The 23,578-nt window shown below is 67.4% G+C and carries 17 protein-coding genes; 8 read left to right on the top strand and 9 right to left on the bottom strand.

Annotated features, from left to right (window positions below; all coding sequences use genetic code 11):
• The 3 genes from AC06FB_RS12345 to AC06FB_RS12335 all read right to left on the bottom strand — a co-directional run.
• The coding region (locus AC06FB_RS12345; protein WP_478053743.1) for a class I SAM-dependent methyltransferase at positions 1 to 704 on the bottom strand (704 nt) is incomplete at its 3' end.
• A gap of 4 nt (positions 705 to 708) precedes the next feature.
• On the bottom strand, positions 709 to 1,326 hold the full coding sequence (locus AC06FB_RS12340; RefSeq protein WP_065175127.1) for an SGNH/GDSL hydrolase family protein: 618 nt from the start codon (positions 1,324 to 1,326) through the stop codon (positions 709 to 711).
• Positions 1,327 to 1,329: 3 nt separating this feature from the next.
• On the bottom strand, positions 1,330 to 2,604 hold the full coding sequence (locus AC06FB_RS12335; protein WP_111186223.1) for a pyridoxal phosphate-dependent aminotransferase: 1,275 nt from the start codon (positions 2,602 to 2,604) through the stop codon (positions 1,330 to 1,332).
• A 115-nt stretch (positions 2,605 to 2,719) separates the two neighbouring features.
• On the opposite strand from AC06FB_RS12335, the gene rsgA reads away from it, so the two are divergent.
• Positions 2,720 to 3,829 (top strand): ribosome small subunit-dependent GTPase A, encoded by a 1,110-nt coding sequence (rsgA, locus tag AC06FB_RS12330; protein ID WP_065175126.1) that lies wholly within the window; start codon positions 2,720 to 2,722, stop codon positions 3,827 to 3,829.
• Positions 3,830 to 3,953: 124 nt separating this feature from the next.
• Positions 3,954 to 5,207 (top strand): flavohemoglobin expression-modulating QEGLA motif protein, encoded by a 1,254-nt coding sequence (locus AC06FB_RS12325; RefSeq protein WP_478053742.1) that lies wholly within the window; start codon positions 3,954 to 3,956, stop codon positions 5,205 to 5,207.
• A gap of 81 nt (positions 5,208 to 5,288) precedes the next feature.
• Here the strand turns inward: AC06FB_RS12325 and AC06FB_RS12320 are convergent, their stop codons facing one another.
• The 4 genes from AC06FB_RS12320 to AC06FB_RS12305 all read right to left on the bottom strand — a co-directional run bounded on the left by AC06FB_RS12320 (position 5,289) and on the right by AC06FB_RS12305 (position 11,028).
• Positions 5,289 to 7,580, bottom strand: a complete 2,292-nt coding sequence (locus AC06FB_RS12320) for a TonB-dependent receptor (RefSeq protein ID WP_478053741.1) — start codon at positions 7,578 to 7,580, stop codon at positions 5,289 to 5,291.
• A gap of 140 nt (positions 7,581 to 7,720) precedes the next feature.
• Positions 7,721 to 8,461, bottom strand: coding sequence for an acetoacetyl-CoA reductase (phbB, locus tag AC06FB_RS12315; protein WP_053517420.1), 741 nt, complete (start codon positions 8,459 to 8,461; stop codon positions 7,721 to 7,723).
• Between the two features lie 25 nt (positions 8,462 to 8,486).
• A complete protein-coding gene (locus AC06FB_RS12310; protein ID WP_053517450.1) occupies positions 8,487 to 9,815 on the bottom strand; it encodes a CitMHS family transporter in 1,329 nt (442 codons plus the stop codon).
• 73 nt (positions 9,816 to 9,888) lie between these two features.
• A complete protein-coding gene (locus tag AC06FB_RS12305; protein WP_478053744.1) occupies positions 9,889 to 11,028 on the bottom strand; it encodes an OprO/OprP family phosphate-selective porin in 1,140 nt (379 codons plus the stop codon).
• A gap of 325 nt (positions 11,029 to 11,353) precedes the next feature.
• Between AC06FB_RS12305 and AC06FB_RS12300 the strand changes: the two genes are divergently transcribed.
• From AC06FB_RS12300 to AC06FB_RS12285, 4 genes are read left to right on the top strand one after another with little or no spacing between them, the layout of a single operon-like run.
• Positions 11,354 to 12,043 (top strand): response regulator transcription factor, encoded by a 690-nt coding sequence (locus tag AC06FB_RS12300; protein WP_053517418.1) that lies wholly within the window; start codon positions 11,354 to 11,356, stop codon positions 12,041 to 12,043.
• The gene (locus tag AC06FB_RS12295; RefSeq protein ID WP_478053740.1) at positions 12,036 to 13,427 is read left to right on the top strand and encodes a sensor histidine kinase N-terminal domain-containing protein; all 1,392 of its coding nucleotides are present in this window, start codon (positions 12,036 to 12,038) and stop codon (positions 13,425 to 13,427) included. Before AC06FB_RS12300 ends, AC06FB_RS12295 begins: the two co-directional genes overlap by 8 nt.
• The gene (locus AC06FB_RS12290) at positions 13,424 to 14,479 is read left to right on the top strand and encodes an ABC transporter substrate-binding protein (RefSeq protein WP_065175121.1); all 1,056 of its coding nucleotides are present in this window, start codon (positions 13,424 to 13,426) and stop codon (positions 14,477 to 14,479) included. The genes AC06FB_RS12295 and AC06FB_RS12290 overlap by 4 nt, the downstream gene beginning before the upstream one ends.
• 60 nt (positions 14,480 to 14,539) lie before the next feature.
• Positions 14,540 to 15,187: a response regulator gene (locus tag AC06FB_RS12285; RefSeq protein WP_053517414.1), complete on the top strand. Its 648-nt coding sequence runs from the start codon at positions 14,540 to 14,542 to the stop codon at positions 15,185 to 15,187.
• A 280-nt stretch (positions 15,188 to 15,467) separates the two neighbouring features.
• Here AC06FB_RS12285 and AC06FB_RS12280 read toward each other — a convergent pair whose 3' ends face one another.
• Complete coding sequence (locus tag AC06FB_RS12280; protein ID WP_340044940.1) at positions 15,468 to 18,113, bottom strand: hybrid sensor histidine kinase/response regulator; 2,646 nt, start codon at positions 18,111 to 18,113, stop codon at positions 15,468 to 15,470.
• Positions 18,114 to 18,181: 68 nt separating this feature from the next.
• Positions 18,182 to 19,351, bottom strand: a complete 1,170-nt coding sequence (locus tag AC06FB_RS12275; protein WP_053517412.1) for an OprO/OprP family phosphate-selective porin — start codon at positions 19,349 to 19,351, stop codon at positions 18,182 to 18,184.
• Between the two features lie 331 nt (positions 19,352 to 19,682).
• Here AC06FB_RS12275 and AC06FB_RS12270 point away from each other — a divergent pair, with 331 nt between their 5' ends.
• Together AC06FB_RS12270 and AC06FB_RS12265 are read left to right on the top strand one after the other, a co-directional pair.
• Positions 19,683 to 21,026: a dicarboxylate/amino acid:cation symporter gene (locus AC06FB_RS12270; RefSeq protein WP_053517411.1), complete on the top strand. Its 1,344-nt coding sequence runs from the start codon at positions 19,683 to 19,685 to the stop codon at positions 21,024 to 21,026.
• Positions 21,027 to 21,263: 237 nt separating this feature from the next.
• Positions 21,264 to 23,555 carry an NADP-dependent malic enzyme gene (locus AC06FB_RS12265; protein ID WP_065175119.1) on the top strand — a complete coding sequence of 764 codons (2,292 nt, stop codon included), beginning with the start codon at positions 21,264 to 21,266 and terminating at the stop codon, positions 23,553 to 23,555.
• Positions 23,556 to 23,578 lie beyond the last annotated feature (23 nt).

The raw sequence follows: 23,578 nt of genomic DNA, 5'->3' as shown, positions 1-23,578 counted from the left end.
TCGGCCACCACCAGCCAGCTGTTGAACGGTGTGCGCCCGTGCAGCGGCCGTGGTGCGGCGACGCGCAATCCCGCTTCGCTCAGTGTCGCCAGCAGGGTCTTCGGCTGGGGATAGTGCCGCGGGCGGGTACCCATCCAGCCCACCAGCCAGGCAAGGCGGTCCGCGACCCGCGTGGTGCGGTCCCGGCCATCACCGGTCGCCAGCGGCGTGCGCAGCAGCAGCCGTCCTCCGGGGGACACCCGCGCGCTTGCGGCACGCAGCAGCGTCTGCTGCGGTCCGGCATCCAGGTACTGCACTACGTCCAGCAGCAGTACATGACCGACGTGCGACGGCAGCGCAGCCTGCACATCCAGGCATTCGAAGCGCACGGCCGGCAGGCCTTCACCGGCTTGCCGCGCCCGCTCGATCTTGGCGGCGTCCACGTCCACCCCGAGATAGGGCTGGCCGCGCCCGCGCTGGCGCAGCACATGCGCGAACAGGCCCAGTCCGCAACCCAGGTCCAGCACCGGCTGGCCATCCTCGGGCAGCTGTTGCAGCACGCCGTCGTACAACGGATCGCTGCCGAGCTTGCCGCGGGTGTAGTAATAGTCGCGGCGGCTGCCCCAGGCCTGTGCAGGTCGGAACGCCTCGGCGATCGCGCGGGCCTGCGGGGAGGTCAGCGGGGAGCAGGGCAGGGGCGTGCCATTCCGTGGCGTGCCGTCCATCGGGTCAGCCGGCGTCGCCGAGCCGGCGCAGGGCGACCGGCAAGGCGCGCTCGCTCCACAATGCATACATGCGCGCGGAGGGGTGCAGACCGTCTTCGGCGATCATCGCCGGGTCGTGACCGTGGACGCGGCTGATGTCGGTGATGTCGACGAAGTCGACGCCGAGGCCACTGCAGACCTGCTCCGCAGCCGCGTTGAACGCGTCGGTTTCGATGCCGATGCGGCCACGGTGTCGGCCGCTGCTGGCGCCGAACGGCGTCACGCCCCAATCGGGAAACGACAGCACCAGCACCCGATCGGTACGGCCGCCGGCAAAACCGATCGCGCGCTGCAGCAGGGCCTGGAACTGCGTGCGGTATTCGTCGAGCGGGCGGCCGCGGTACTGGTTGTTGACCCCGATCAGCAGGCTGACGAAGTCGAACGGCCCCTGCGGGGCGGCCTCGTCGATGCCGGCATCGAGCTCGTCCGTGGTCCAGCCGGTGGTGGCGATGGTCTGCGGATCGGCCAGCGCGACGCCCTGTGCGCGCATCGCGGCGGCCAGCTGATGGGGCCAGCGGCCTTCGACCGCGACGGCCTCACCGATGGTGTAGGAGTCGCCCAGCGCCAGATAGGACAAGCCCACGACTCAGGCCACCGAACGGCGTGGCTTGATCGGTACGACCTTGGTTGCATCCTCGGCGCGGCGGGCCAGCACGCGGTCGATGCGGGCGAACACATCGCGCATCACCGAGGCCTCCGGCAGCAGGGTTACGCGGAAGTGGTTGCGGTAGGGCACGTTGAAGCTGGAACCGGGCACCACCAGCACGCCCTCGTTGTCCATCAGCTCCAGGGCGAAGGTGTGATCGTCGAAGCCCTTGGCGGCAGCGCCGACCACCGCCGGGAAGGCATACAGCGCGCCGGCGGGGGCCACCAGCGACAGATGCTCGCTGGCCTCGCATGCTTCGATCACCGCGCGGCGGGTTTCGTACAGGCGCCCGCCCGGGGCACACAGTGCCGAAATGGTGTCGGGCCCGTTCACCGCAGCCTCGATGGCGTACTGGCCGGGCACATTGGCGCACAGGCGCAGCGCGCTGAGCAGGTCCATCGCCGCGCGGAAGTCGCCCAGGCGTGCGTCATCGCCGCTGAGGTGCGCCCAACCCACGCGCCAGCCGCAGGCGCGATGCACCTTGCTCAGCCCGCTGAAGGTCAGGCACGGATGGTCGCCCGCCAGCGGTGCGACCGGCTGGAACACCGCCTCGTCATACAGGATCTGATCGTAGATCTCGTCGACCAGCAGCAGCAGGTTGTGCCGGCGCGCGATGTCCACCACGCGTTCAAGCAGTTCGCGCGGGTAGCTGGCGCCACTGGGATTGTTCGGATTGATCAGCACGATCGCGCGGGTGCGCGAGGACACCAGGGTCTCGATCTCGCTCGGGTCCGGCTGGAAGCCGTTCTCGGCGGCGCAACGGTAGTACACCGGCCGGCCGTCGTTGAGGATGGTGGAGGCCGACCACAACGGGTAGTCCGGGGACGGCACCAGCACTTCATCGCCGGGGTTGAGCAGCGCACGCAGCGACAGGTCGATCAGTTCGCTGACGCCGTTGCCGACGAACACACGGTCCGGGTGCGCGTCGGGAGCGCCGCGACGGGTGTAATAGGCAGCGATCGCCTCGCGCGCCACCGGCAGGCCCTGCTGGTGGGTATAGGGATCGGTGCGACCCATGTCGTCGGCGATCGCGCGCTGCAGGTGTTCCGGGGCGCGGAAGCCGAAATTGCCGGGGTTGCCGATGTTGAGCTTGATCAGCTTGCGGCCCTGCGCCTCCAGCTCCCGGGCTCGCCGGGCCAGTTCTCCGCGGATTTCGTAGCGCACTTCGGAAAGGCGCTCGCGGGTGGCCAGGGGCTTGGGCGCGGAGGTTGACATGGTCGGTGAGCCGTCGGATGGCATGGAGGTTCCATGGTAGCGGAATTGCTGCACTGCATGGCAAGGCCCCCAGGGCCCGCCGCTGCTGGGCTGGAGCGGCGTTGGCACGGGTAGAATGGAGGCGATGACCCAGACCCCCGATTTCACCGCCCTGCAGACCATCGGCTGGCCCTGGCCGGGCCCGGCGCAGCAGGCCGACTGGCAGGCCATGATGGCCGAGCACCCGCAGGCCCGCCCGGCCCGGGTGATCGAGCAGCACCGTACGCACTATGTCGTGGCCGACGCCCCGGACGCTGCGATCAAGGCCGAATCGCTGCCGGAATGGCAGCGGCCACGCTTTCCCAGCCATGAGCGGCCGGCGGTCGGCGACTGGGTGCTGCTCGACGGCATCCGCATCGTGGCGCTGCTGCCACGTCGCACCGCGATCAAGCGCGGTGCCGCCGGCGAGCATTATCACCAGCAGGTGATCGCGGCCAACATCGATACGGTGTTCATCGTCTGCGGGCTGGATGCGGACTTCAATCCACGCCGTATCGAGCGCTACCTGCTGCTGGTGGGCGGCGGCGGTGCCGAACCGGTGGTGGTGCTGACCAAGGCCGACCAGACCGAATACAGCGAAGATGCGCTGGCGGTGCTGGAAGAACTGGAAATGCAGGGGATCGCCCTGCATGCCATCAATGGCCTGGATGCTGGCAGCGTGGCTGTGCTGCAGCCATGGTTGGGGCCGGGCCGCACCGTGGTGCTGGTGGGCTCCTCCGGCGCCGGCAAATCCACGCTGACCAACACGCTGCTTGGCGAGCAGCGGATGAAGACCAATGCGGTGCGCGCCAACGACTCACGCGGGCGTCATACCACCACCCATCGTGCGCTGATGCCGTTGCCGACCGGCGCCTGCCTGATCGACACGCCCGGCATGCGCGAGCTCAAGCCGACCGGCGAGGAGACGCTGGCCGAAGGGGGCTTCGCCGATATCGAAGCACTGGCCGAACAGTGCCGCTTCCGCGACTGCTCGCATCACCAGGAGCCCGGTTGTGCGGTACGGGCGGCCATCGACGCGGGTGAGATCGAGGAAAGCCGGCTGCTGAACTACTTCAAGTTGAAGGAAGAAGTGGCGGCCGCCGCCGCCAAGCTGGCCGTGCGCCAGGCCGAGACCGCGCAGGAACGTGGTGGCAGGAAAGGCAAGGGCCAGCAGTTCCGTCCGGCAGGAAAGCCGCGACGTCGTTGATGAGGCAGCCGGCCACGGGCGCGGCTGCATGGAGATTCATCCCGGGTTGCCGGGGTAACGCCCCCGCTGATGCCGGGGCCCGCGGTGGACAGCGCACGGCCTGGCAGGGCGCTATAGTCCGCGCATGGAAACGACCGCCGTGCTGGATCGCGAGGTGGCCCACCATGCGGCGCTCGACGCGCGGCTGGTCGAGGCCGTGGGTGGCATCCGCCTGCTGGGCCTGACCAGCTGGCCGGCGACGGTGCAGGCACCGTTCCTGGACAGCGTCGCGCGCGGGCAACCGCAGTTGCCGAAGGTGGACTACCCGAAGCTGGATTTCAGCGAGGAACGCCGCACCTTGGCAGCCATCGCCGCCGACTGCGACGCGGGGCATCCCTTGGGTCACTACGTGCAGCAGTCCGCGCACAGCTGGGACCTGGCCGCACGCCTGCTGGAGGGCCTGGGTACCACAGCGGTGGACACCTGTTCGGTGCAGCTGTTCGGCGCCCCCGAACAGCCTTTGCCGGGCAATGGCCCGAGCACGCGCGATGCAGCGCGCCATTTCATCCAGATCGCGGCCGAGCTGGACCATGAACTGCTGGCGCCGGAAGAACAGGTGCCGGTGTCTGCGATCGCGCTGCAACTGCAGCTGCAGAACGATCTGGATGCCTTCTTCGAATCGCGGATCATCCAGGTGCAGCTGGACCCGGAACTGGTGTCCAAGGCGGCCGCCGGACCGACGCGGATCCGCCTGCGTACCAGTGCGCGCTTCAGCGCCTACGATCGTGCACAGCTGTTCCATCACGAAGCGCTGGTGCATTCGCTGACCGCGTTGAATGGCCGGGAGCAACCGGTGCTGCCCAGCCTGGCCTTGTCCTCACCGCGGGTGACGGCTACCCAGGAAGGGTTGGCCACGTTTGCCGAGCAGATCACCGGCAGCATCGACATCGAGCGCCTGAAGCGGATCAGCCTGCGTACCGAAGCCATCGCGATGGCCCGCGAGGGCGCCGACTTCATCGAGGTGTTCCGCTACTTCTGCGATGCCGGGCAGAACCCGGAAGAGAGCTTCGCATCGGCCCAGCGCGTGTTCCGCGGGGTGCCCCCCGGCGGCGGGCTGGCCTTCACCAAGGACACCGTGTACCTGCGCGGGCTGGTATCGGTGCACACCTTCTTCCGCCACATGCTGGCCGAGGATCGCCTGCAGGTCTGCCGGTGGCTGTTCGCGGGCAAGATGAGCCTGCAGGACGCCATCGCGTTCGCGCCGTTGTTCCAGGCCGGGGTGTTGAAGCCACCACGCTGGCTGCCGCACTGGGTCAGCCGGGCCAATGGCCTGGCCGGCATGCTGGCGTTTTCCCTGTTTGCCAACCGGATACGGATGGACCAGCTGGCGCCGGAGTGACATGCGTTGGCGGATCCTGCATGGGCCTGCCTGCCCGCGCCATGCAGGAACACTCGATGCGCCGCAGCGCCCGCTTCTGACTTAGAACTCCGCCGCCACCGTCATGAACACCTGCCGCGGCGCGCTGGCGTGGATCGCGTAGCGCTTGCCTTCCGGATCGGTCGGCGCGAACGAGCTCAGCTGGCCGGCGTAGCGCTTGTTGGTCAGGTTGGTCGCGTTCAACGAGACCCGCACGTTGCGCAGTCCCAGCCCAGGGCCGAAGTCATAGCCGGCACCCGCATCGAAGGTGGTCACGCCCGGCACCGACTGATCGTTGGTGTAGGTGTAATAACGCTTGCCGGTGTACTTGGCACGCAGGCTGGCGAAGAAGCCATCGCGGTTCCAGCTGATTTCGCTGGCGGCCATGCGCTGCGGCGTGTCCACCGTGATCTTGCCGGCCACCGGCACCACCGCGCCGCCGGAGATGTAGTCATCTTCGTAGGTGGTCTTGTTCCAGGACAGCGCGTTGTACCACTGCAGGCCATCGACCGGCTTGAGGATGAAGGTCAGTTCCGCGCCGTGGCTCTTCACCGAGCCGACGTTGATGAAGCGTGTCACGCACTCCGGTCGGGTGCCCACTTCGATGCTGGAGCACGGGTTCAGTGACAGCAGGCGGTTGTCGAACGTGACGTTGTAGGCGGCGATCGAGGCCTGGTACTTCTCGCCGAACGTGCGGAAACCGGCCTCCAGGCTCTTCGACTTTTCCGGTTCCAGGTCGGCGCTGGCAGCGAACGATTCCGGTGCCACCTGTAACGGGCCGCCACTGCCACCACCGACGAAGGCGGCGATGTTCTCGGCGTACGAGGCGAACAGCTCGTTGTTGACGTTGAGCTTGAAGCCCACGCCCAGCTGCGGCAGCACCGACTCCTTGGCCGTCAGCGTGCCGGATGCCAGGCGGGTTTCCACGCCCGGGCGGGCCGTGGCACGCATGCGGGTGTTCGGACTCTTGATGCCGACATCAACGGTCAGGCGCTGGTCGAGGAAGCGCATGCGGTCCTGCACGTAGAACTGCTGCGTGCGGATGTCGTAGTCCTGGTTGAACAGCAGGCGGTCCGGATTCTTCAGGTACAGGTCGTCCAGGAACGGACCGCTGATGTAGTAGAAATTGCGCGACACGTTGTGGTCGTTCTGCTCGTACCACAGGCCGGCTTCCAGCTCGTGGATGCCAGCCGTCCATGACAGCGCTGCGGTCACGCCGTCGCGGTTGATCGTGTAGTTGGTGCTGCGGATGGAGATCGGCAGCATCCGGTCGGTGCCGGGGTAGGACGGCTGGCCCGGCGCCCACCAGTGACCCTGGCCGCGGTTGTCATGGTGGTAGGCCAGCAGTTTCAGGCGGCCCTGCTCGCCCAGGCGAAGGTCGGCATCGATCGAGTACAGGTTGTCATCGCGCAGCGCACGGCTCTGGTAGTACGCATCGTCGATGCTGGTCACGCCGCCGCTGTAGGCACATCGCGCCGGATCACGCGTAGCCGGCGCGCAGTAGGCGGCGGCCACCGCGCGGTCCCAGTCCGGCGCATAGATGTTCCAGTCCCAGCCCAGGCCCCGGGCCAGCATGTCCTTGGACAGGTAGGCGTAGTTGGCCTGGCTGGCACGCGAGGTCGCCACGAACGCACCAAAACGATGGTCGCCCACGTTCCACACGGCCTTGGCATTGAACTGGCGGGTGGTCTGGTTCTGATGCGGCGCGGCCCACATGTCCTGGTCCTGGTGAACGCCGGAGACATACGCAGAGAAGCCGTTGAGGTCGCCCGTATCCACGCGCAGGTAACCACGGCGCTGATTGTCGTCGCCGACGGTGACGCTGGCACGGCCGCCGAACTCGGTGGACGGATCGGCCGAGAAGTACTGGATGGTGCCGCCGAGGTTGCTGGTCGAGGCCACGCCGAGTGAACCGATGCCCTGCGACAGCTCGGCGCCGGCCAGGTTTTCGGCGATCAGCGCACGGGCGATGCTCAGGCCGTTGTAGTTGCCGTAGCTGTTGTCGCCCAGCGGAATGCCATCGAGGGTATAGCCCAGCCGGCTCTTGTCGAATCCGCGCAGGCTGATGGTCTGCGATTCCTCGTTGGCGCCGAACGCATCGTTGGACTGCACCGACACGCCCGGCAGCCGATCGAGGATCTTCTGGCCGCTGGTGCCTGGCGGAAGCACCTGCTTGTCGACGCTGGTAATGCGCTGCACCTGGCGGGTCTCGCCCTGGCCGATCACCGAGATGGTATCCAGCGTCTGCGCGCTGGGCGCGGCATCGGTGCCGGTATCGGCGGCAGATGCGGAAGCAGCGCTGGCAGCGGCGGAAAGCGCGATCGCTACGGCGATCGTCAGGTGTCGAGTCTGCATGGTGGTCCGTTGCATGGGGGATGGGCACCGGCGTGCGTGCGCGATGCCGCCCCACTATGCGAACGGAACATGAAAGCTTCTTTACGGAACACCCATGCGGGTACGCGCCGCCACGTTGGCGGCGCACCCAGGGCGGCTCATTAGCCCATGTACAGCCCACCATTGACCGGATAATCGGCGCCGGTCACATACGACGCCTCGTCCGAGGCCAGCCAGGCGCACAGGCCGGCGACTTCTTCCGGACGGCCCAGGCGCCGTACCGGCACCGATGCGGCCAGGCGGTCCAGGACATCCGGGGGGAAACTGCTGATGGCCTGGCTGGCGATGTAGCCCGGCGAGAGCGTGTTGACCGTCACTCCGCGTGACGCCACTTCGGCCGCAAGCGCCCGGCTGAAGCCATGCATGGCGGCCTTGGCGGTGGCGTAGTTCACCTGGCCGATCTGCCCCTTGTGGGCGCTGACCGAGCCGATGTTGATGATGCGTCCCCAGCCCCGCGTGGCCATGCCATCGACCACCTGCTTGGTCAGGTTGAAGAGCGCGTTGAGGTTGGAGGCGATCACCGCATTCCAGTCCTCCACCGTCATCTGCCGGAACAGCAGGTCGCGGCTGCCGCCGGAGTTGTTGACCAGCACGTCCACTTCACCCACTTCCGCGCGCACTTTGGCGAAGGCGGCGCTGGTCGAGGCCCAGTCGGTGGCATTGCCCTCGGAGGCGATGAAGTCAAAGCCCTGCTCGCGCTGCTCGCGCAGCCAGTTGGCCTTGCGCGGCGAATTCGGCGCACAGCCGGCAACAACGGTATGGCCGGCGCGGGCCAGGCTCTGGCAGATGGCAGTGCCGACACTGCCCATGCCGCTGGTGACGTAAGCGATGCGAAGAGTCATTGCGGAACGCTCCTTGGTAACGGGATCAGGCGGCGAGGGGATACAGGCCGAACAGCAGGCTGCCGACCATCAGCAGCAGCGAGATGGCGATGGCCCATTTCAGGGTGAATTTCTGGTGGTCGGCGAACTCGACCTTGGCCAGGCCCACCAGCAGGTAGGTGGAGGGCACCAGTGGGCTGAGCAGATGCACCGGCTGGCCGGCCAGCGAGGCGCGGGCCATTTCCACCGGCGTGATGCCGTAGTTGCCAGCGGCTTCGGACAGGATCGGCAACACGCCGAAGTAGAACGCGTCGTTGGACATGAAGAAGGTGAACGGCATCGAGGCCACGGCAGTGATCACCGCCAGATAGGGGCCCCACGAATCCGGAATCACCGCCAGGAAGCTGTGCGACATCGCCTCGACCATGCCGGTGTTGTTGAGGATGCCGGTGAAGATGCCCGCCGCGAAGATCAGCGACACCACCGACAGCACGTTGCCGGCGTGGTTGACCACGCGACGGCGCTGCTCGGCCAGGTTCGGGTAGTTGATCACCAGGGCAATGGCGAAGCCGACCATGAACAGCACCGGCATCGGCAGCACGCCGACGATCAGCGCGGTCATCAGGACCAGGGTCAGCACCAGGTTCACCCACAGCAGCTTGGGCCGCTTGATGTCCTCGGCATCCTCGACCGTCGGCAGCGCATTGCTGTCGTCGGACACGCTGCTGTCCATCCAGCTGCCGCCCTTGGGCAGCGTCACCACGCCCAGCCGGCGGCGTTCCTTCAGGCCCAGGTACCACGCCAGCAGCAGCACGCCCGCGCAGGCGATCACCATCGACGGGATCAGCGGCACGAACACATCAGCAGGATCAACGTGCAGTGCGGTGGCGGCGCGTGCGGTCGGGCCGCCCCACGGAGTCAGGTTCATCACGCCACCGGCGAGGATGGTCACGCAGGTCATGTTCAGCGCGTTCATGCCCAGCCGCTGATACAGCGGCAGCATTGCCGAGACCGTGATCATGTACGTGGTCGAGCCATCGCCATCGAGCGAGATCAGCATCGCCAGCACGGCGGTGCCGAGCACGATCTTCATCGGATCGCCCTTGACGAAGCGCAGGATCACCCGCACCAGCGGATCGAACAGTCCCGCGTCGATCATCACGCCGAAGTAGAGGATGGCGAACATCAGCATCACGCCGGTCGGCGCGATCTTCTTGATGCCTTCCAGCATCATTTCGTCGATGCCTGCGCCAAAGCCACCGATCAGCGCGAACAGGATCGGGATGGTGATCAGGGCCACCAGCGGTGACAGCCGCTTGCTCATGATCAAATACATGAATGTAATGACCATGCCAAAGCCGAGGATGCTCAGCATCATCTGCGGACTCCTTGAGAAAACAGGACGTGGGAAAGGGAGGGGCGGGTGCGGAGGGGCGCGCGGAACAGGCTCAGAAGTCGTACTGCAGGCGGCCGGTCACGGCGCGCGTGCGGTCCACCGTGATCCCGGCCAGGCGGTCATGGTTGCGGCTTTCGATGACGTTGAGCATGAATCGCAGGTTGTCGCGCAGGTACCAGTTGCCGCCGAGCGTCCAGGCTTCGGTACTGCCGCGGCGCAGGTCGGGAGCGCCGTCGAGGTGCTGCGCGCCCCACATCCGGTCGTAGCGCAGCGCCACTTCGAAGGCACCGGCCTTGTGGCGGATGTCCTTCACCCTGGCGAAGCGGCCGGTCTTGCGGTCGTAGGCGCGGCTCTCGCCGGTAACGAACCAGCTGAGCATGCCGTAGCCGGCCATGACGTCGCCGCGCTGGGCGCCGTCATCGAAGGTCGCGCCGCTGAACTCGCCCTGCCATGACAACGGGCCACGGACCTGGGCGTACTCCAGCGACCACTTGTTGACGTCGGTATCGCGGCCTGCGGAGAAATCGACCAGGGTCAGGCGGCTCTCATCGGACAGATGGCCGGCGGGGCGCGGGCGGATGCGCAGAGCCGGCACACCGTTGGCGCCAGGGTTGTCGTACGCCTCACGCGCCAGCGACAGGCCCAGGTGCAGTACATCGCCGTCGCTGGGCGAGGGCGCCCAGGTCACGCGGCCGCCGGCGGCGCGCCCCTTCACCTGCCAGGCATCGATGCTCTCCAGGCTGTAGACGCTGGCGGCCCAGGTGAAGTCACCCGGATTGGCCTGCCACGAGGCACCCAGCCGGTACAGCGGCGCCAGCGTGGTACCGGCATTGCCGCGCTCCAGGAAGCTGCCGTAGTTGGAGCTGGTGCGGTCATCCAGCGAGAAGTACTGCTTGAACTGGCCGACCGTCAGCTTGCCGGCCTTGCCGAAGCTGCGTGCCAGGTAGACGTCCTTGGCTTCTACACGGTCGCCGGAGAAGTCGGCTTCCATCTTGTAGTCAACCACGAAGAACCTGCCGGAGACATCCAGCCAGGCGCGGCGGATCTCGGTGTCATCCTTGTTCGGCGTACCGCGGTTGTCATTGTCGAACGTGGCGAAGTCCAGGTGCAGGCGACCGCCCAGCGTGGCGGTGACCGGCCGCTCGTCATCAGCGGCAAAGGCCGGCGCGGCCAACGCAGCCAGGGCCATCATGGCGGCGGAGCGCGGCCAGGCAAACGTGAATTCCACAAACCCTCCCAGGTGCGCGCCAGGCGCGCGGCAATCGTGGGCACCGGATGGTGCGCGGCCGCAGTCTGGGTCGCGCAAGCTGTCATCCGCCTGTCAGCGGTTTGTGCGTTGCAGCGTAAAAGCGGCCGCTGCGCTCGCCGGGCATGGCCCGGCGCTACCCCCGTGCAGGCTCCCCGATCGCGCCGGTCCATCCATCCCCCCCGCGACGCCCGGGTAGCGCCAGGCCATGCCCGGCGGGCAGGCCGGGCGGCATGCGGTAGCATTCGCTTCCCCTCCCACGCTTGTCCCCATGCGCCTGCTGCTGGTTGAAGACAACCCGGATCTGGCCGATGCGATCATCCGTCGCATGCGCCGCAGTGGGCACGCGGTGGATTGGCAGGCCGATGGCCTGGCCGCCGCAAGCGTGCTGCGCTACCAGAGTTTCGATCTGGTGGTGCTGGATATCGGCCTGCCCAAGCTTGATGGGCTACGCGTGCTGGCCGGCATGCGCGAGCGCGGCGACAGCACGCCGGTGCTGATGCTGACCGCGCGCGACGGCATCGAGGACCGCGTGCAGGCGCTGGACGTGGGTGCCGATGATTATCTCGGCAAGCCCTTCGACTTCCGCGAGTTCGAGGCGCGTTGCCGCGTGCTGCTGCGGCGGGCCCGCGGTCAGGCCAGTGAGGTGGTGCAGGTGGGCGGCTTCCAGTTCGACAATGCTGCGCATCGGGTCACCCTGGATGGCGAGCCCATCGAGCTGCCCAACCGCGAGTACCGTCTGCTGGAAATCCTGGTCGGCCGGTTGGGCCACGTGGTCGGCAAGGATGAGATCGGCAACGGCCTGTTCGGCTTCGATGACGAGGCTGGGCCGAACGCGATCGAGCTCTATGTCGGCCGCCTGCGCAGGAAGCTCGCCGACGCGCCGCTGCGCATCACGACCGTGCGCGGCGTCGGTTACCTGCTCGAGGCCCGCGACGAAGGCGTGGACAGCGATGGCTGACGCGCGCCCGGCAGCGGCCGCGCCGGGTTCGCTGCGGCGGACCCTGCTGCTGTATCTGGGTGCGCTGCTGGCGGTGTTCGCAGTCGCCCTGCTGTTTGCCGCACGCGACTACGGCCAGCGTGCGGCCAATCGCTCCTACGATCACCTGCTGGCGTCCTCTGCACTGTCCATCGCCGATTCGGTGGCGCTGGCCGATGGCCAATGGCAGGTCGACCTGCCGTACGCGGCGCTCGACCTGCTGGCGATGGCGCCGGAGGACCGGGTGTTCTACCGCGTCGCGGACAGTCGCGGCACGCTGATCACTGGCTACGGCGACCTGCCGGTGCCACCCCGGCGCCCGGGAAGCCAACCGCAGTTCTTCGATGCGCGCTACAGCGGTGAGACCGTGCGCTTCGTGGTGGTGGGCCGCAGCTTCGCTGCTGCGTCCGCGCAGGGCGAGGTGCTGGTGCAGGTCGGCCAGACCCGGCGCGCGCGCGAGGCGGTGGCGCAGGACATGGTCAACCGGTCGCTGCTGGCGATCGGTGTGCTGTCCGGTCTGCTGCTGGCGCTGGTCGCCTTCGGTGTACACCGTGCATTCCGGCCACTGGTGAGGGTGGAACGCGAACTCTCGCGCCGTGAACCGTCGGACCTGAAGCCGCTGGATGCACGTGTGCCCCGTGAGATGGACCAGATGGTGGCGGCGCTGAACCGCTTCATGGAGCGGCTGTCGAGCAGCAACGAGACCCTGCGCGCGTTCATGGCGGAAGCCGCGCACCAGATGCGTACCCCGCTGGCCGCCCTGCGCGCGCAGGCGCAGCTGGCGCTGGATGATGACGACCCGCAGGACATGCGGCGCAGCCTGCAGGCCATCGAGCGCAATGCCACGCACATGAGCCGGCTGCTCAACCAGCTGCTCAGCGATGCCAGCGTGATCCACCGTTCGCATCTGCAGCGGTTCGCGCCGGTGGATCTGGCAGAAACCGTGCACCAGGCATTGCACGATGCGTTGCCGCAGGCCGGTCCCGCGCCGCGCGTGCAGCTGGCCGTCACTTCCGAGCAGGTGCATGTGCACGGCGATGCGCTGCTGCTGCGCGAGGCGATCAAGAACCTGGTCGACAATGCGTTGAAGTATGGCGGCGATGGTCCGCTGCAGATCGCACTGACGGTCGAGGGCGGCCAGGCGGTGCTGACCATTGCCGACCACGGCCCGGGCATCGCCGCGGCCGACGCCGAACGGGTGTTCGAGCGATTCGCCCGTGGCGAAGGCGTGCCATCCGGTGGCGCCGGCCTGGGGCTGGCCATCGTCAAACGCGTGATCGACAGCCATGCAGGCCATATCGACCTCAGCAACCGCCCGCAGTGGGGGCTGATCGCCACCATCCGCCTGCCCCGGAGCAACCCATGATCCGCCTGTTTGCCGCCGTCATCGCGCTGCTGCTGGCTCTGCCTGCGCAGGCTGCACCCGGCGATGTGCGCCGTTTCCCCGCACGTGAGACCGCCACTGCCCAGCTGCGCATCCACGGCACCACCGACATCGAGGTGTTCGCCGTGGTGATCGCCGATTACCAGCGGCTGCATCCCGGCACGGAAGTGGTGTACGAGGACATCATCACCCAGGATCTGTACGCGCGTTACCTGCAGGACCGCACCAGCCCGGCGTCGCCGGATCTGCTGATCTCCAGCGGCATGGACCTGCAGACCAAGCTGGTCAATGACGGTCATGCCCTGCCACACCGCTCGGCGCAGACCGCGGCGCTGCCGGCCTGGGCACAGTGGCGGGGCGAGGCATTCGGAATCAGCTACGAGCCGGTGGTGATGGTCCACAACACGCGCACATTGCCCGCTGCCAAGGTGCCGCATACACGCCGGCAGCTGCTGGACCTGCTGCGCGCGGAAGGCGCGCCCCTGCGCGGACGGGTGGGCACCTACGACATCGAACGCAGCAGTGTGGGTTACCTGCTGGCCACGCAGGATGCGCAGCGTGGCAGCATTGCCGGTGCGCTGCTCGGGGCGCTCGGCGACAACGAGGTGGTTCGCGAGGAGCGCACCGGGGTACTGCTGGACAAGGTCGCCAGCGGCCAGCTGTCGCTGGTCTACAATGTGCTCGGCTCGTACGCGCAGGCGCGCATCGATGCCGGCGCGCCACTGGCCATCATCGAGCCGGAGGACTACACGCTGGTGGTGCTGCGCACGGCCGTGATCCCGCGCACCGGTCCGCATCCGGAGGAGGCGCGGCGTTTCCTCGATTACCTGCTGTCGCCGCGCGGCCAGCAGGTGCTGTCGCGCGAGGCGCGGCTGATGCCGATCGTGCGCAGCGATGCCCGGCGCGATGATGCGCCCGGTCGCAGCCGGCGCCCGATCCAGCTCGGGCCGGGACTGCTGGTCTACCTGGACGCGCTCAAGCGGCGCCAGTTCCTCGATGCCTGGCGCAGCAGCGTGGAGCCGGCGGGGCGCTGATGCCCTGGTAGCGCCGGGCCATGCCCGGCGGATGCAGTGCGCTGCCCGTACAATGGCCGCATGAGCGAATACACCATCCTGATCGCCGATGACCACCCGTTGCTGCGTTCGGCGGTGGTGCAGTCATTGCGGCAGAGCCTGCCGCTTGCCCAGGTGCGCGAGGTGGCCAGTGCCGAAGCGCTCGCCGAGGCGCTGGATGCGCATCCTGACGTGGACCTGGTGCTGCTCGACCTGACCATGCCCGGTGCCCACGGTTTCTCCGCGCTGCTGCACGTGCGCGGCTCGCATCCGGACATTCCGGTGGTGATCCTGTCGTCCAACGATCATCCACGGGTGATCCGGCGCGCGCAGCAGTTCGGCGCAGCTGGTTTCATCCCGAAGTCGGCGCCCGCCGAGACCATTGGCGAGGCGGTGACGGCGGTGCTGGAGGGTGGCTTGTGGTTCCCGGCGATGGCGGCCGAGCGTTCTGAGGCCGATGCACTGCTGGCCAGCCGCCTGGCGCAGCTGACACCGCAGCAGTTCCGGGTGCTGCTGTGCCTGGCCGATGGCCTGCTCAACAAGCAGATTGCCTACACGCTGGGGTTGGCCGAAAACACGGTGAAGGTGCATGTCACCGCGATCCTGAAGAAGCTCGAATGCCACAGCCGCACGCAGGCCGCGGTGCTGGTGAAGGCGCTTGAGCCGGAAGGTGATGCGGGAGCGCCGTGAATCCGTCCCTGGAGGCTTGGCTGCCGCATCCATGCGGCGGACGCCCCCGCGAACCCAACCCGGCCGATCTCTGACAGATTTCGGTGGCCTGCCACCCACGGAAAAGGGAAAAGATCAAAAGCAAAAGCAGCCTGTCCGGCCGCCTTCTGTGGAGCCGAGCATGGGCTCGGCTCTACACGGGCAAGCGCGGCGTCGCGACCCGCTTTTGATCTTCTTTTTCTTCGCCGTGAGCGGACGAACAAGGAGCGTGTCCGACCTCAACCATGAACTGCGTTACATGTCACCCGCGATGGCGGATCAGCAACTGGCTCATCAGCGCCCGCAGCGCCGGCGGCTTCACCGGCTTGGCCATCATGCCCCAGCCTCGTTCGGCCGCCATTTCGCGCAGTCCTGCGTCGCGCTCGGCGGTCACCAGCACCACCGGCGGCCGTGCTTGCCAGTGCTCGGCCAGCACTTCGTACAGCACCGGCCCGTGATGGTCGCCCATGCGAACGTCCAGCAGCACCAGTTCCGGCACGGATTCCACGCTGGCCAGCTGCAGCGCGGCCTGGGGGCCATCGGCCAGGACCACCTCGCATCCCCAGCGCTCCAGCAGGGCACGGCTGGCTGCGCAGACATGCGGATCATCATCGATCACCCACACGCGGCGGCCGCGCAGCGGATTGTCTGCCGCCGGTTCCTGTGCCTGCGCCGGTGCCTGCGCAACAGCGGGAATCGCGTTGGCATCGCCAAGAGGTACGCCCACTGCGAACACGCTGCCTCGCCCCAGTTGCGAGCGCAGGCGGATCGGATGGCCGAGCAGGCGGCCGATACGGTCGACGATTGCCAGGCCCAGGCCGGCGCCGCGCTGGTGACCATCGTGCAGACGGCGGAATTCCTCGAAGATTTCACCCTGCAGCGCATCAGGAATGCCGGGGCCCTGGTCATGCACTTCAATCCACAACTGGTCTCCGCGCCGGCGGCAGCCGAGCAGCACCCGGCCACGCTCGCTGTAGCGCAGTGCGTTGGACAGGAAATTCTGCAGGATGCGGCGCAGCAGTGCTTCGTCGCTGACCACCACCGCGCGGGTATCCACCCAGTCCACGACCAGCCCGCGTGTCTGCGCGGCGATGCCGAACTCGCGTGCCAGCGTCTGCAGCAGCGGGCCCAGCCGGAACGCATGCACGCGCGTGGGCAGGCTGCCTGACTCCAGTCGCGCGATGTCGAGCAGGCTGTTGAGGATGGCATCCTGCGCGGCCAGTGCGGCATCGATGTGGTCGGTGGTCTGCTGTTGCGCCGGGTCGGTCAGCTTGCCGCGCAGGACGGAGACGAACATGCGCGCGGCGTTCAAAGGCTGCAGCAGGTCGTGCACCGCTGATGCGACGAAACGGGTCTTGTAGCGGTTGGCCTGTTCGGCTTCGCGGCGGGCCTCGTCGAGGTCATGGGTGCGCTCGGCCACGCGGTGTTCCAGCGCATCGGCCAGTGACCGCAGTTCGCGTGCAGCGTTCTTGTAGCTGGTGATGTCGGCGTAGCTGGTGACGAAGCCGCCATCAGGCAGCGGATTGCCACGGATCTCCAGAACGGTGCCATCGTCCTTTTCGCTCTCGCGCATGTGCGGGCGGCCACTGCGCAGGTGATTCAGGCGACGCTCGATGGCCTCGTCGATCGGCCCCGGCCCGAGCAGGCCGCGGCGTGCGTTGTAGCGGAACAGTTCTTCGATGGGCCGGCCGACACGGACCAGCCCCGGCGGGAAGCGGAACAGTTCCAGATAGCGCGAATTCCAGGCGACCAGGCGCTGTTCGCGATCAATGATCACCACGCCCTGCGGCAGGTGCTCCAGGCTGCGGCTCAGGCCGCTGTCGGCATCGGTGGCAGCCTGCAGCAATCCGTCCTGGGCGGTGCGCAGTTCCTGTGCATGCTGCTTGAGCAGGGTTTCCAGTTCGCTGCGGCTGCGCTGGCGGTGCCGGGCCAGGCGCCGGCGCTGCTGCACGAACAGCAGCAGGAACCCCAGTGCCAGCCACGCAGCGGCGCCGGCCAGGGCGGCACCGCGTCCGGCGCTGGTGGCGGCACTGGCATCGTGCAGCAGATGCAGGTTCCAGTGTTCGTCGGGCAGCGCCAGGCTCTGCCACAGCATCGCCTGCGGCAGCACCGGGTCGAGCAGGCGCACCATGCGGCCACCATCGGCCAGCACATCCTCGGTACGCACCCGCAGGGGCTGCAACGAGCGGTCGGCATACTGGCGGGCATCAAGCATCTCGCGGCGCTCGTCCGCGCCCAGCGGCCGCAGCAGGCGGTAGCGCCAGGCATCGCGGTTGGACAGGAACACCACGTCATGGTTGTCGCTGGCCAGCACCACGTCAGGGCTGTTCAGCCACTCCTGTTCCAGCGCCGACAGCTCGATCTTGATCACGATCACGCCGATGCGCTGGCCGCGGTCGTCGACGATCGCCTCGGACATGAAATAGCCGGGCACGCCGGTGGTCATGCCGATACCGTAGAAGCGGCCGCGGCCGTGGGCCAGGGCCTGCTGGTAGTAGGGCCGGTAGCTGTAGTCCTCGCCGACGTTGGTGGTCGGCTGGTCCCAGTTGCTGGCCGCGACCGCGACGCCATCGCGGCCGACCAGGGTCAGGGTGGAGGTTCGGGTGACCTGGTTGGCGCGCTGCAGTTTCAGGTTCAGCTGCTGGCGCTCGGCGGGCGAGGGCGGCGTGCGCAGTACGCGCAGCAGGTCCGGGTCCAGTGCCATCACCTGCGGCAGGGTGCCGAAGCGGTCGATACGCTGCTGCAGGCCCTGGCCGTACAGCTGCAGCTGGCGCTGGACCTGCGTGCTCTCGGCAGCCAGGGCGCTGCGCCACGCGTAGTGGCCCGCCGCGATCGCGCACAGCACGGTGCCTCCGGCCAGCGCGAGGAGGGTCAGCAGCAGCATCCGGTGGCGGCCGAGCCAGTACATGGCGGCAGTCTACGCAGTGAGGGCGGGCATGACGTGCATGCCCGCCGGATTCCGCACCGTGGCGCGGATCAGAAGTGCATCTGTGCGCGCAGTTCGAAGATCTCCGGGGTGCTGTGCACACCGCGGCGGCTGGCATCGACCTTGACGTAGTTGGCCTGGAACTTGAAATGGCTGGTCAGGTACCAGTTGGCGCCCAGGGTCAGGTCGTGCTGACGCCCCCCCAGGATGCTGCCGTCGTCCAGATCCAGGCGGCTGTAGCGTGCCACCAGCTCGACCGCGCCGTAGTCGTGGGCGGGCTTGATGTTGGCCACGGCGCCGGCGTTGTACGGACGGGATTCGCCGGTCAGCACCCAGCTGGCCATCGCGTACTGGCCGTGGCCGGTGTAGTCGGGCTTGCCGTCGTTGCGGGTGACAGTGGCCTGCAGCGCTTCGGCCTGCAGCGAGAAGGGGCCACGGATCCAGATGCCTTCCAGGCCGGTGCGGCGGATCTGGTCGGCGGTCACCAGCGCGCCGGAATCCACGTAGCGGATGTCGGTCAGGCCGGCTTCCGGGCGCGCGCGCAACCGTGCGCTGGCCTCGTGATGGACGTCACGGCCATCGCGGTAGCCGCGCGGGTTTTCCTGCGAGTAGGCCAGGCCCAGGTGGATCACATCGCCAGGCGCCTTCACCGGCGTCCACACCGCACGTACCGCCTGCGTGGTGCCGGGGTTGTCGCCCTGCAGGTCCTTGCCGCCGTAGGCACCGGCCTGCAGCAGGTACTGCGGGCGCTCCAGCACCCATTCCACACCGGTGCGGCGGCCGGCGTAGAACGCCTGCACCGGCAGCGCGGTCTCCAGGAAGCTACCGGCGCGCGAGGAGGTGTTGGCATCCAGGCCGACCGGCGTCTTCATGTAGCCGAAGCGGAAGCGGCCGATGTCGCGGCCCACGAAGGCCTTGCTCTCCAGGCGCAGGAACACGTCCAGCCAGGTGTCGGCCTGGAAGTCGTAGTACACCATCGCGTCGTACACGCCCTTCTTCTTCAGCGTGGCGCCGAATTCCTTGCGGCGCACGGCGTCGTCATCGTCCAGGCCACTGCCGGAGGAGAAATCGTTGTAGTCGTAGGCGATGTTGGCGGTGGCCGCCAGCTCGGTGCCGTCGCCGAACGCGTACTTGGTCGGCCAGTTGTCGAAATCGGCAGCGGACGCGAAGGCGGGCAGGGCGGCCAGCGACAGGGCCAGCAGGGTGGGAATGGGGCGCATGTTGGGTGCGGCTCTCTCGGATTGCGTAGGGTCAGGACAACAACGGCCGCCAGGGCCGGAACTTGGGCAGGGACGCCACGGGCCGTTCAGCCCGCGCCACCGGCCTCCCGGCGCGGTGCGATGCCGGGCCAGTGTAGGCATCCCGGCCACCTGAACCGGGGGGCTAGTACCAATAGGTTATCTGCGTTGGCGTGCCCGGCGCGTACAAAGGCGTCCATTGGTCGCCACCCTGCGCGTGGAGCGAGGGGGCGGTGACCAGCTTCCACGGTATCGGCTCCCATGCAGTTCCGGGGCCATACGTGCCTGAAAACGCCCTTCCCCGGAGTCCGCCATGCACATCCCGACCGCTGCCCCGGCGCCTGCAAAGCCGTTGCCGATCTACCGCCAGCTATACTTCCAGGTGATCGTGGCGATCGTCCTGGGCGCCATCCTCGGCCATTACGAACCCCTGATCGGCGAGAAGATGAAGCCGCTCGGCGATGCCTTCATCAACCTGGTGAAGATGATCATCGCGCCGGTGATCTTCCTGACCATCGTCACCGGCATTGCCGGCATGACCCATCTGCGCACGGTCGGCCGCGTGTTCGCCAAGGCCATGGCCTACTTCCTGTTCTTCTCCACGCTGGCGCTGGTGGTGGGCATGATCGTGGCCCACGTGGTACAGCCTGGCGCGGGCATGAACATCAACCCGGCCGAGCTGGACCAGACCGCGGTGCACAGCTACGTCGAGAAGTCGCATGACCTGACCCTGGTCGGCTTCCTGATGGATGTCATCCCGAAGACGCTGATCAGCGCCTTCGTGGACGGCAACATCCTGCAGGTGCTGTTCGTGGCCGTGCTGTTCGGCATCGCGCTGGCGTCGGTCGGCGAGAAGGGCAAGCCGATCCAGAACTTCCTCGAAGCGCTGGTGGCTCCGGTGTTCAAGCTGGTGCACATGCTGATGAAGGCTGCTCCGATCGGTGCCTTCGGCGCGATCGCCTTCACCATCGGCAAGTACGGCGTGGGGTCGTTGATCAACCTGGCCTGGCTGGTCGGTTCGTTCTACATCACCGCCTTCCTGTTCGTGGCGGTCATCCTGGGCGTGGTCTGCCGCCTGTGCGGGTTCTCGGTGTTTAAGCTGGCCCGCTACCTGAAGGCCGAACTGCTGCTGGTGCTGGGTACCTCTTCGTCCGAGTCGGCGCTGCCGTCGCTGATGGAGAAGATGGAGCGGGCCGGCTGCAGCAAGTCGGTGGTGGGCCTGGTGGTTCCCACCGGCTACTCGTTCAACCTGGACGGCACCAACATCTACATGACCCTGGCGGCGCTGTTCATCGCCCAGGCCACCAACACCGAACTGACCCTGGGCCACCAGATCGCGCTGCTGCTGGTCGCCATGCTCAGCTCCAAGGGCGCGGCCGGCGTCACCGGTGCCGGCTTCATCACCCTGGCGGCCACCCTGGCCGTGGTGCCGGAAGTGCCCGTGGCCGGCATGGCGCTGATCCTCGGCGTGGACCGCTTCATGAGCGAATGCCGCTCGCTGACCAACTTCATCGGCAATGCCGTGGCCACGGTGGTGGTCTCGCGCTGGGAAGGCGCACTGGACCGTGACCGCCTGAAGCTGGCGCTGGATGGTCGCGAAAGCGAACTGCCGCCGCCGGTCGATGCCGTGCCGGAGGCACTGCCCGCCAAGGGCTGATCCAGGTGTGTGGTACCGCGGGGCCGGTCACGTGAGTGGTGCGGCCCCGCGGCGTTTCAAGGCGTCCCATGGCTGTCATGGGCAGCGCCGAAGCTGGAAGCTGGTGGCTCCAGGTTGTCGCATACTCCAGGGAATTGTGCGGTCGCAGCATGCCTGCGACAGGATAGCGACAGGTCCGGGCGCCCCAACGGGGGTATGATCCCCTGTCCCTCTTGCCCATTCATGTATCCAACGTCGATGTCCAACGAAGATTTCAAACAGGCCGCCCTCGATTACCACCGGATGTCCCCGCCGGGCAAGATCAAGGTCTCCGCGACCAAGCCGATGCTGACCCAGCGCGACCTGTCGCTGGCGTACTCGCCGGGCGTGGCGTACGCCTGTGAAGCAATCAAGGCCGACCCGCAGCAGGCCAGCGAGCTGACCGCCCGCGGCAACCTGGTGGCGGTGATCTCCAACGGCACCGCGGTGCTGGGCCTGGGCAACATCGGCGCACTGGCCGGCAAGCCGGTGATGGAAGGCAAGGGCGTGCTGTTCCAGAAGTTCGCCGGCATCGATGTGTTCGACATCGAAGTGGACGAAACCGATCCGGACAAGCTGGTCGACATCATCGCCTCGCTGGAGCCGACCTTCGGCGGCATCAACCTGGAAGACATCAAGGCGCCGGAATGCTTCGTGGTCGAGCGCAAGCTGCGCGAGCGCATGAAGATCCCGGTGTTCCATGACGACCAGCACGGTACGGCGATCATCGTCGGCGCGGCGGTGCTGAACGCCATGGCGATCACCGGCAAGAAGATCGAGGAGGTGAAGCTGGCGACCACGGGCATGGGCGCGGCGGGCGTTTCCTGCGTCAACATGCTGGTGCAGCTGGGCCTGAAGCCGGAGAACATCCTGGCGTTCGACCGCGAGGGCGTGATCCACACCGGTCGTACCGATCTGGACCCGGAAAAGCAGCGTTACGCACGCGACACCGACAAGCGCACCCTGGCCGAGATCGTCGACGGCGCGGATATCTTCCTGGGCCTGTCGGCGCCCGGCATCCTCACCGCCGAAATGGTCAAGACCATGGCGCCGGACCCGGTGATCTTCGCACTGGCCAATCCGACCCCGGAAATCATGCCGGAAGTGGCGCGTGCGGCGCGTCCGGACGCGATCATCGGCACCGGCCGTTCGGATTACCCGAACCAGGTCAACAACGTGCTGTGCTTCCCGTACCTGTTCCGCGGTGCGCTGGACGTGGGCGCCACCGCGATCAACGAGGAAATGAAGATCGCCTGCGTGCGCGCCATCGCCGCGCTGGCACGCCGCGCTGCGACCGACATGGGCTCGGCCTACGGCGGTGAAACCCCGAGCTTCGGCCGCGAGTACCTGATCCCGCGGCCGTTCGACCGCCGCCTGCTGGTGGAGCTGTCCGCTGCCGTGGCCCAGGCCGCGATGGACTCGGGCGTGGCCGCCCGGCCGATCGCCGACATGGGCGCCTACCGTGACAAGCTGGCCCAGTTCGTCTACCGCACCAGCCTGATGATGAAGCCGGTGTACGACCGTGCACGCACCGACAAGCAGCGCGTGGTCTACGCCGAAGGCGAAGAGGAAGTGGTGCTGCAGGCGGTGCAGAACGTGGTCGATGAAGGGCTCGCACATCCGATCCTGATCGGCCGGCCTGACGTGATCGAAGCGCGCATCGAGCGCCTGGGCCTGCGCCTGAAGGCCGGTGAGCACTTCGAGATCACCAACATCAATGACGATCCGCGCTTCAACGAATACTGGCAGTACTACCACGGGCTGACCGGTCGTCGCGGCGTCACCGTGGCGGCGGCGAAGAACCTGATGCGTTCGCGGCCGACCCTGATCGCCGCGGTGATGGTTGCGCGTGGCGAGGCCGATGCAATGCTGACCGGCATCGTCGGCCGTTTCCACAAGAAGCTGGGTTATGTCCGCAGCGTGCTGCCGCTGGAGCCGAAGGTCACCTCGACCTCGGCGATGACCGGCGTCATCAACCAGCAGGGCGTGTTCTTCTTCGTCGACACGCACGTGCAGGAAGATCCCAGTGCCGAGCAGATCTGCGAGGCGACCCTGCAGGCCGCGTACCGCATGAAGCTGTTCGGCATCGAACCGAAGGTGGCGCTGCTGTCGCACTCCAATTTCGGCAGCCACGATTCCAAGGACGCGCTGAAGATGCGCCAGGTCCGCGAGCTGCTGCTCAAGCGCAATCCGCGCCTGAACGTGGACGGCGAGATGCAGGGCGATACCGCCTGGGACGAGGCGCTGCGCCAGAAACTGCTGCCGGGTTCCACCCTGCAGGGTCGCGCCAACCTGTTCGTGCTGCCCAACCTGGAAGCGGCCAACATCGCCTACAACCTGGTGCGTGTGTTCACCGATGGCGTGGCGATCGGCCCGATCCTGATGGGCGTGAACAAGCCGGTGCACATCCTGACCACCAGCGCGACCTCGCGCCGCATCCTGAACATGACCGCCATTGCTGCGGTCGATGCGCAGATCCGCAAACAGCTGGAAGCGGAAAAGAAGGCGTAATCCTTCGTCACCGCGATCGGTAG

This window comes from Stenotrophomonas sp. Steno-C15 (assembly GCF_056393265.1).
Note: the sequence above shows the minus strand (reverse complement) of the source record. Positions and strands in the feature narration are given on the sequence as shown.

Bases quoted from the DNA above. Each gene is read 5' to 3' on its own strand.
- AC06FB_RS12335 (WP_111186223.1), bottom strand. From the start codon at position 2,604: ATGTCAACCTCCGCGCCCAAGCCCCTGGCCACCCGCGAGCGCCTTTCC.
- rsgA (WP_065175126.1), top strand. From the start codon at position 2,720: ATGGAGGCGATGACCCAGACCCCCGATTTCACCGCCCTGCAGACCATC.
- AC06FB_RS12325 (WP_478053742.1), top strand. From the start codon at position 3,954: ATGGAAACGACCGCCGTGCTGGATCGCGAGGTGGCCCACCATGCGGCG.
- AC06FB_RS12320 (WP_478053741.1), bottom strand. From the start codon at position 7,580: ATGCAGACTCGACACCTGACGATCGCCGTAGCGATCGCGCTTTCCGCC.
- phbB (WP_053517420.1), bottom strand. From the start codon at position 8,461: ATGACTCTTCGCATCGCTTACGTCACCAGCGGCATGGGCAGTGTCGGC.
- AC06FB_RS12310 (WP_053517450.1), bottom strand. From the start codon at position 9,815: ATGCTGAGCATCCTCGGCTTTGGCATGGTCATTACATTCATGTATTTG.
- AC06FB_RS12305 (WP_478053744.1), bottom strand. From the start codon at position 11,028: ATGATGGCCCTGGCTGCGTTGGCCGCGCCGGCCTTTGCCGCTGATGAC.
- AC06FB_RS12300 (WP_053517418.1), top strand. From the start codon at position 11,354: ATGCGCCTGCTGCTGGTTGAAGACAACCCGGATCTGGCCGATGCGATC.
- AC06FB_RS12295 (WP_478053740.1), top strand. From the start codon at position 12,036: ATGGCTGACGCGCGCCCGGCAGCGGCCGCGCCGGGTTCGCTGCGGCGG.
- AC06FB_RS12290 (WP_065175121.1), top strand. From the start codon at position 13,424: ATGATCCGCCTGTTTGCCGCCGTCATCGCGCTGCTGCTGGCTCTGCCT.
- AC06FB_RS12285 (WP_053517414.1), top strand. From the start codon at position 14,540: ATGAGCGAATACACCATCCTGATCGCCGATGACCACCCGTTGCTGCGT.
- AC06FB_RS12280 (WP_340044940.1), bottom strand. From the start codon at position 18,113: ATGTACTGGCTCGGCCGCCACCGGATGCTGCTGCTGACCCTCCTCGCG.
- AC06FB_RS12275 (WP_053517412.1), bottom strand. From the start codon at position 19,351: ATGCGCCCCATTCCCACCCTGCTGGCCCTGTCGCTGGCCGCCCTGCCC.
- AC06FB_RS12270 (WP_053517411.1), top strand. From the start codon at position 19,683: ATGCACATCCCGACCGCTGCCCCGGCGCCTGCAAAGCCGTTGCCGATC.
- AC06FB_RS12265 (WP_065175119.1), top strand. From the start codon at position 21,264: ATGTCCAACGAAGATTTCAAACAGGCCGCCCTCGATTACCACCGGATG.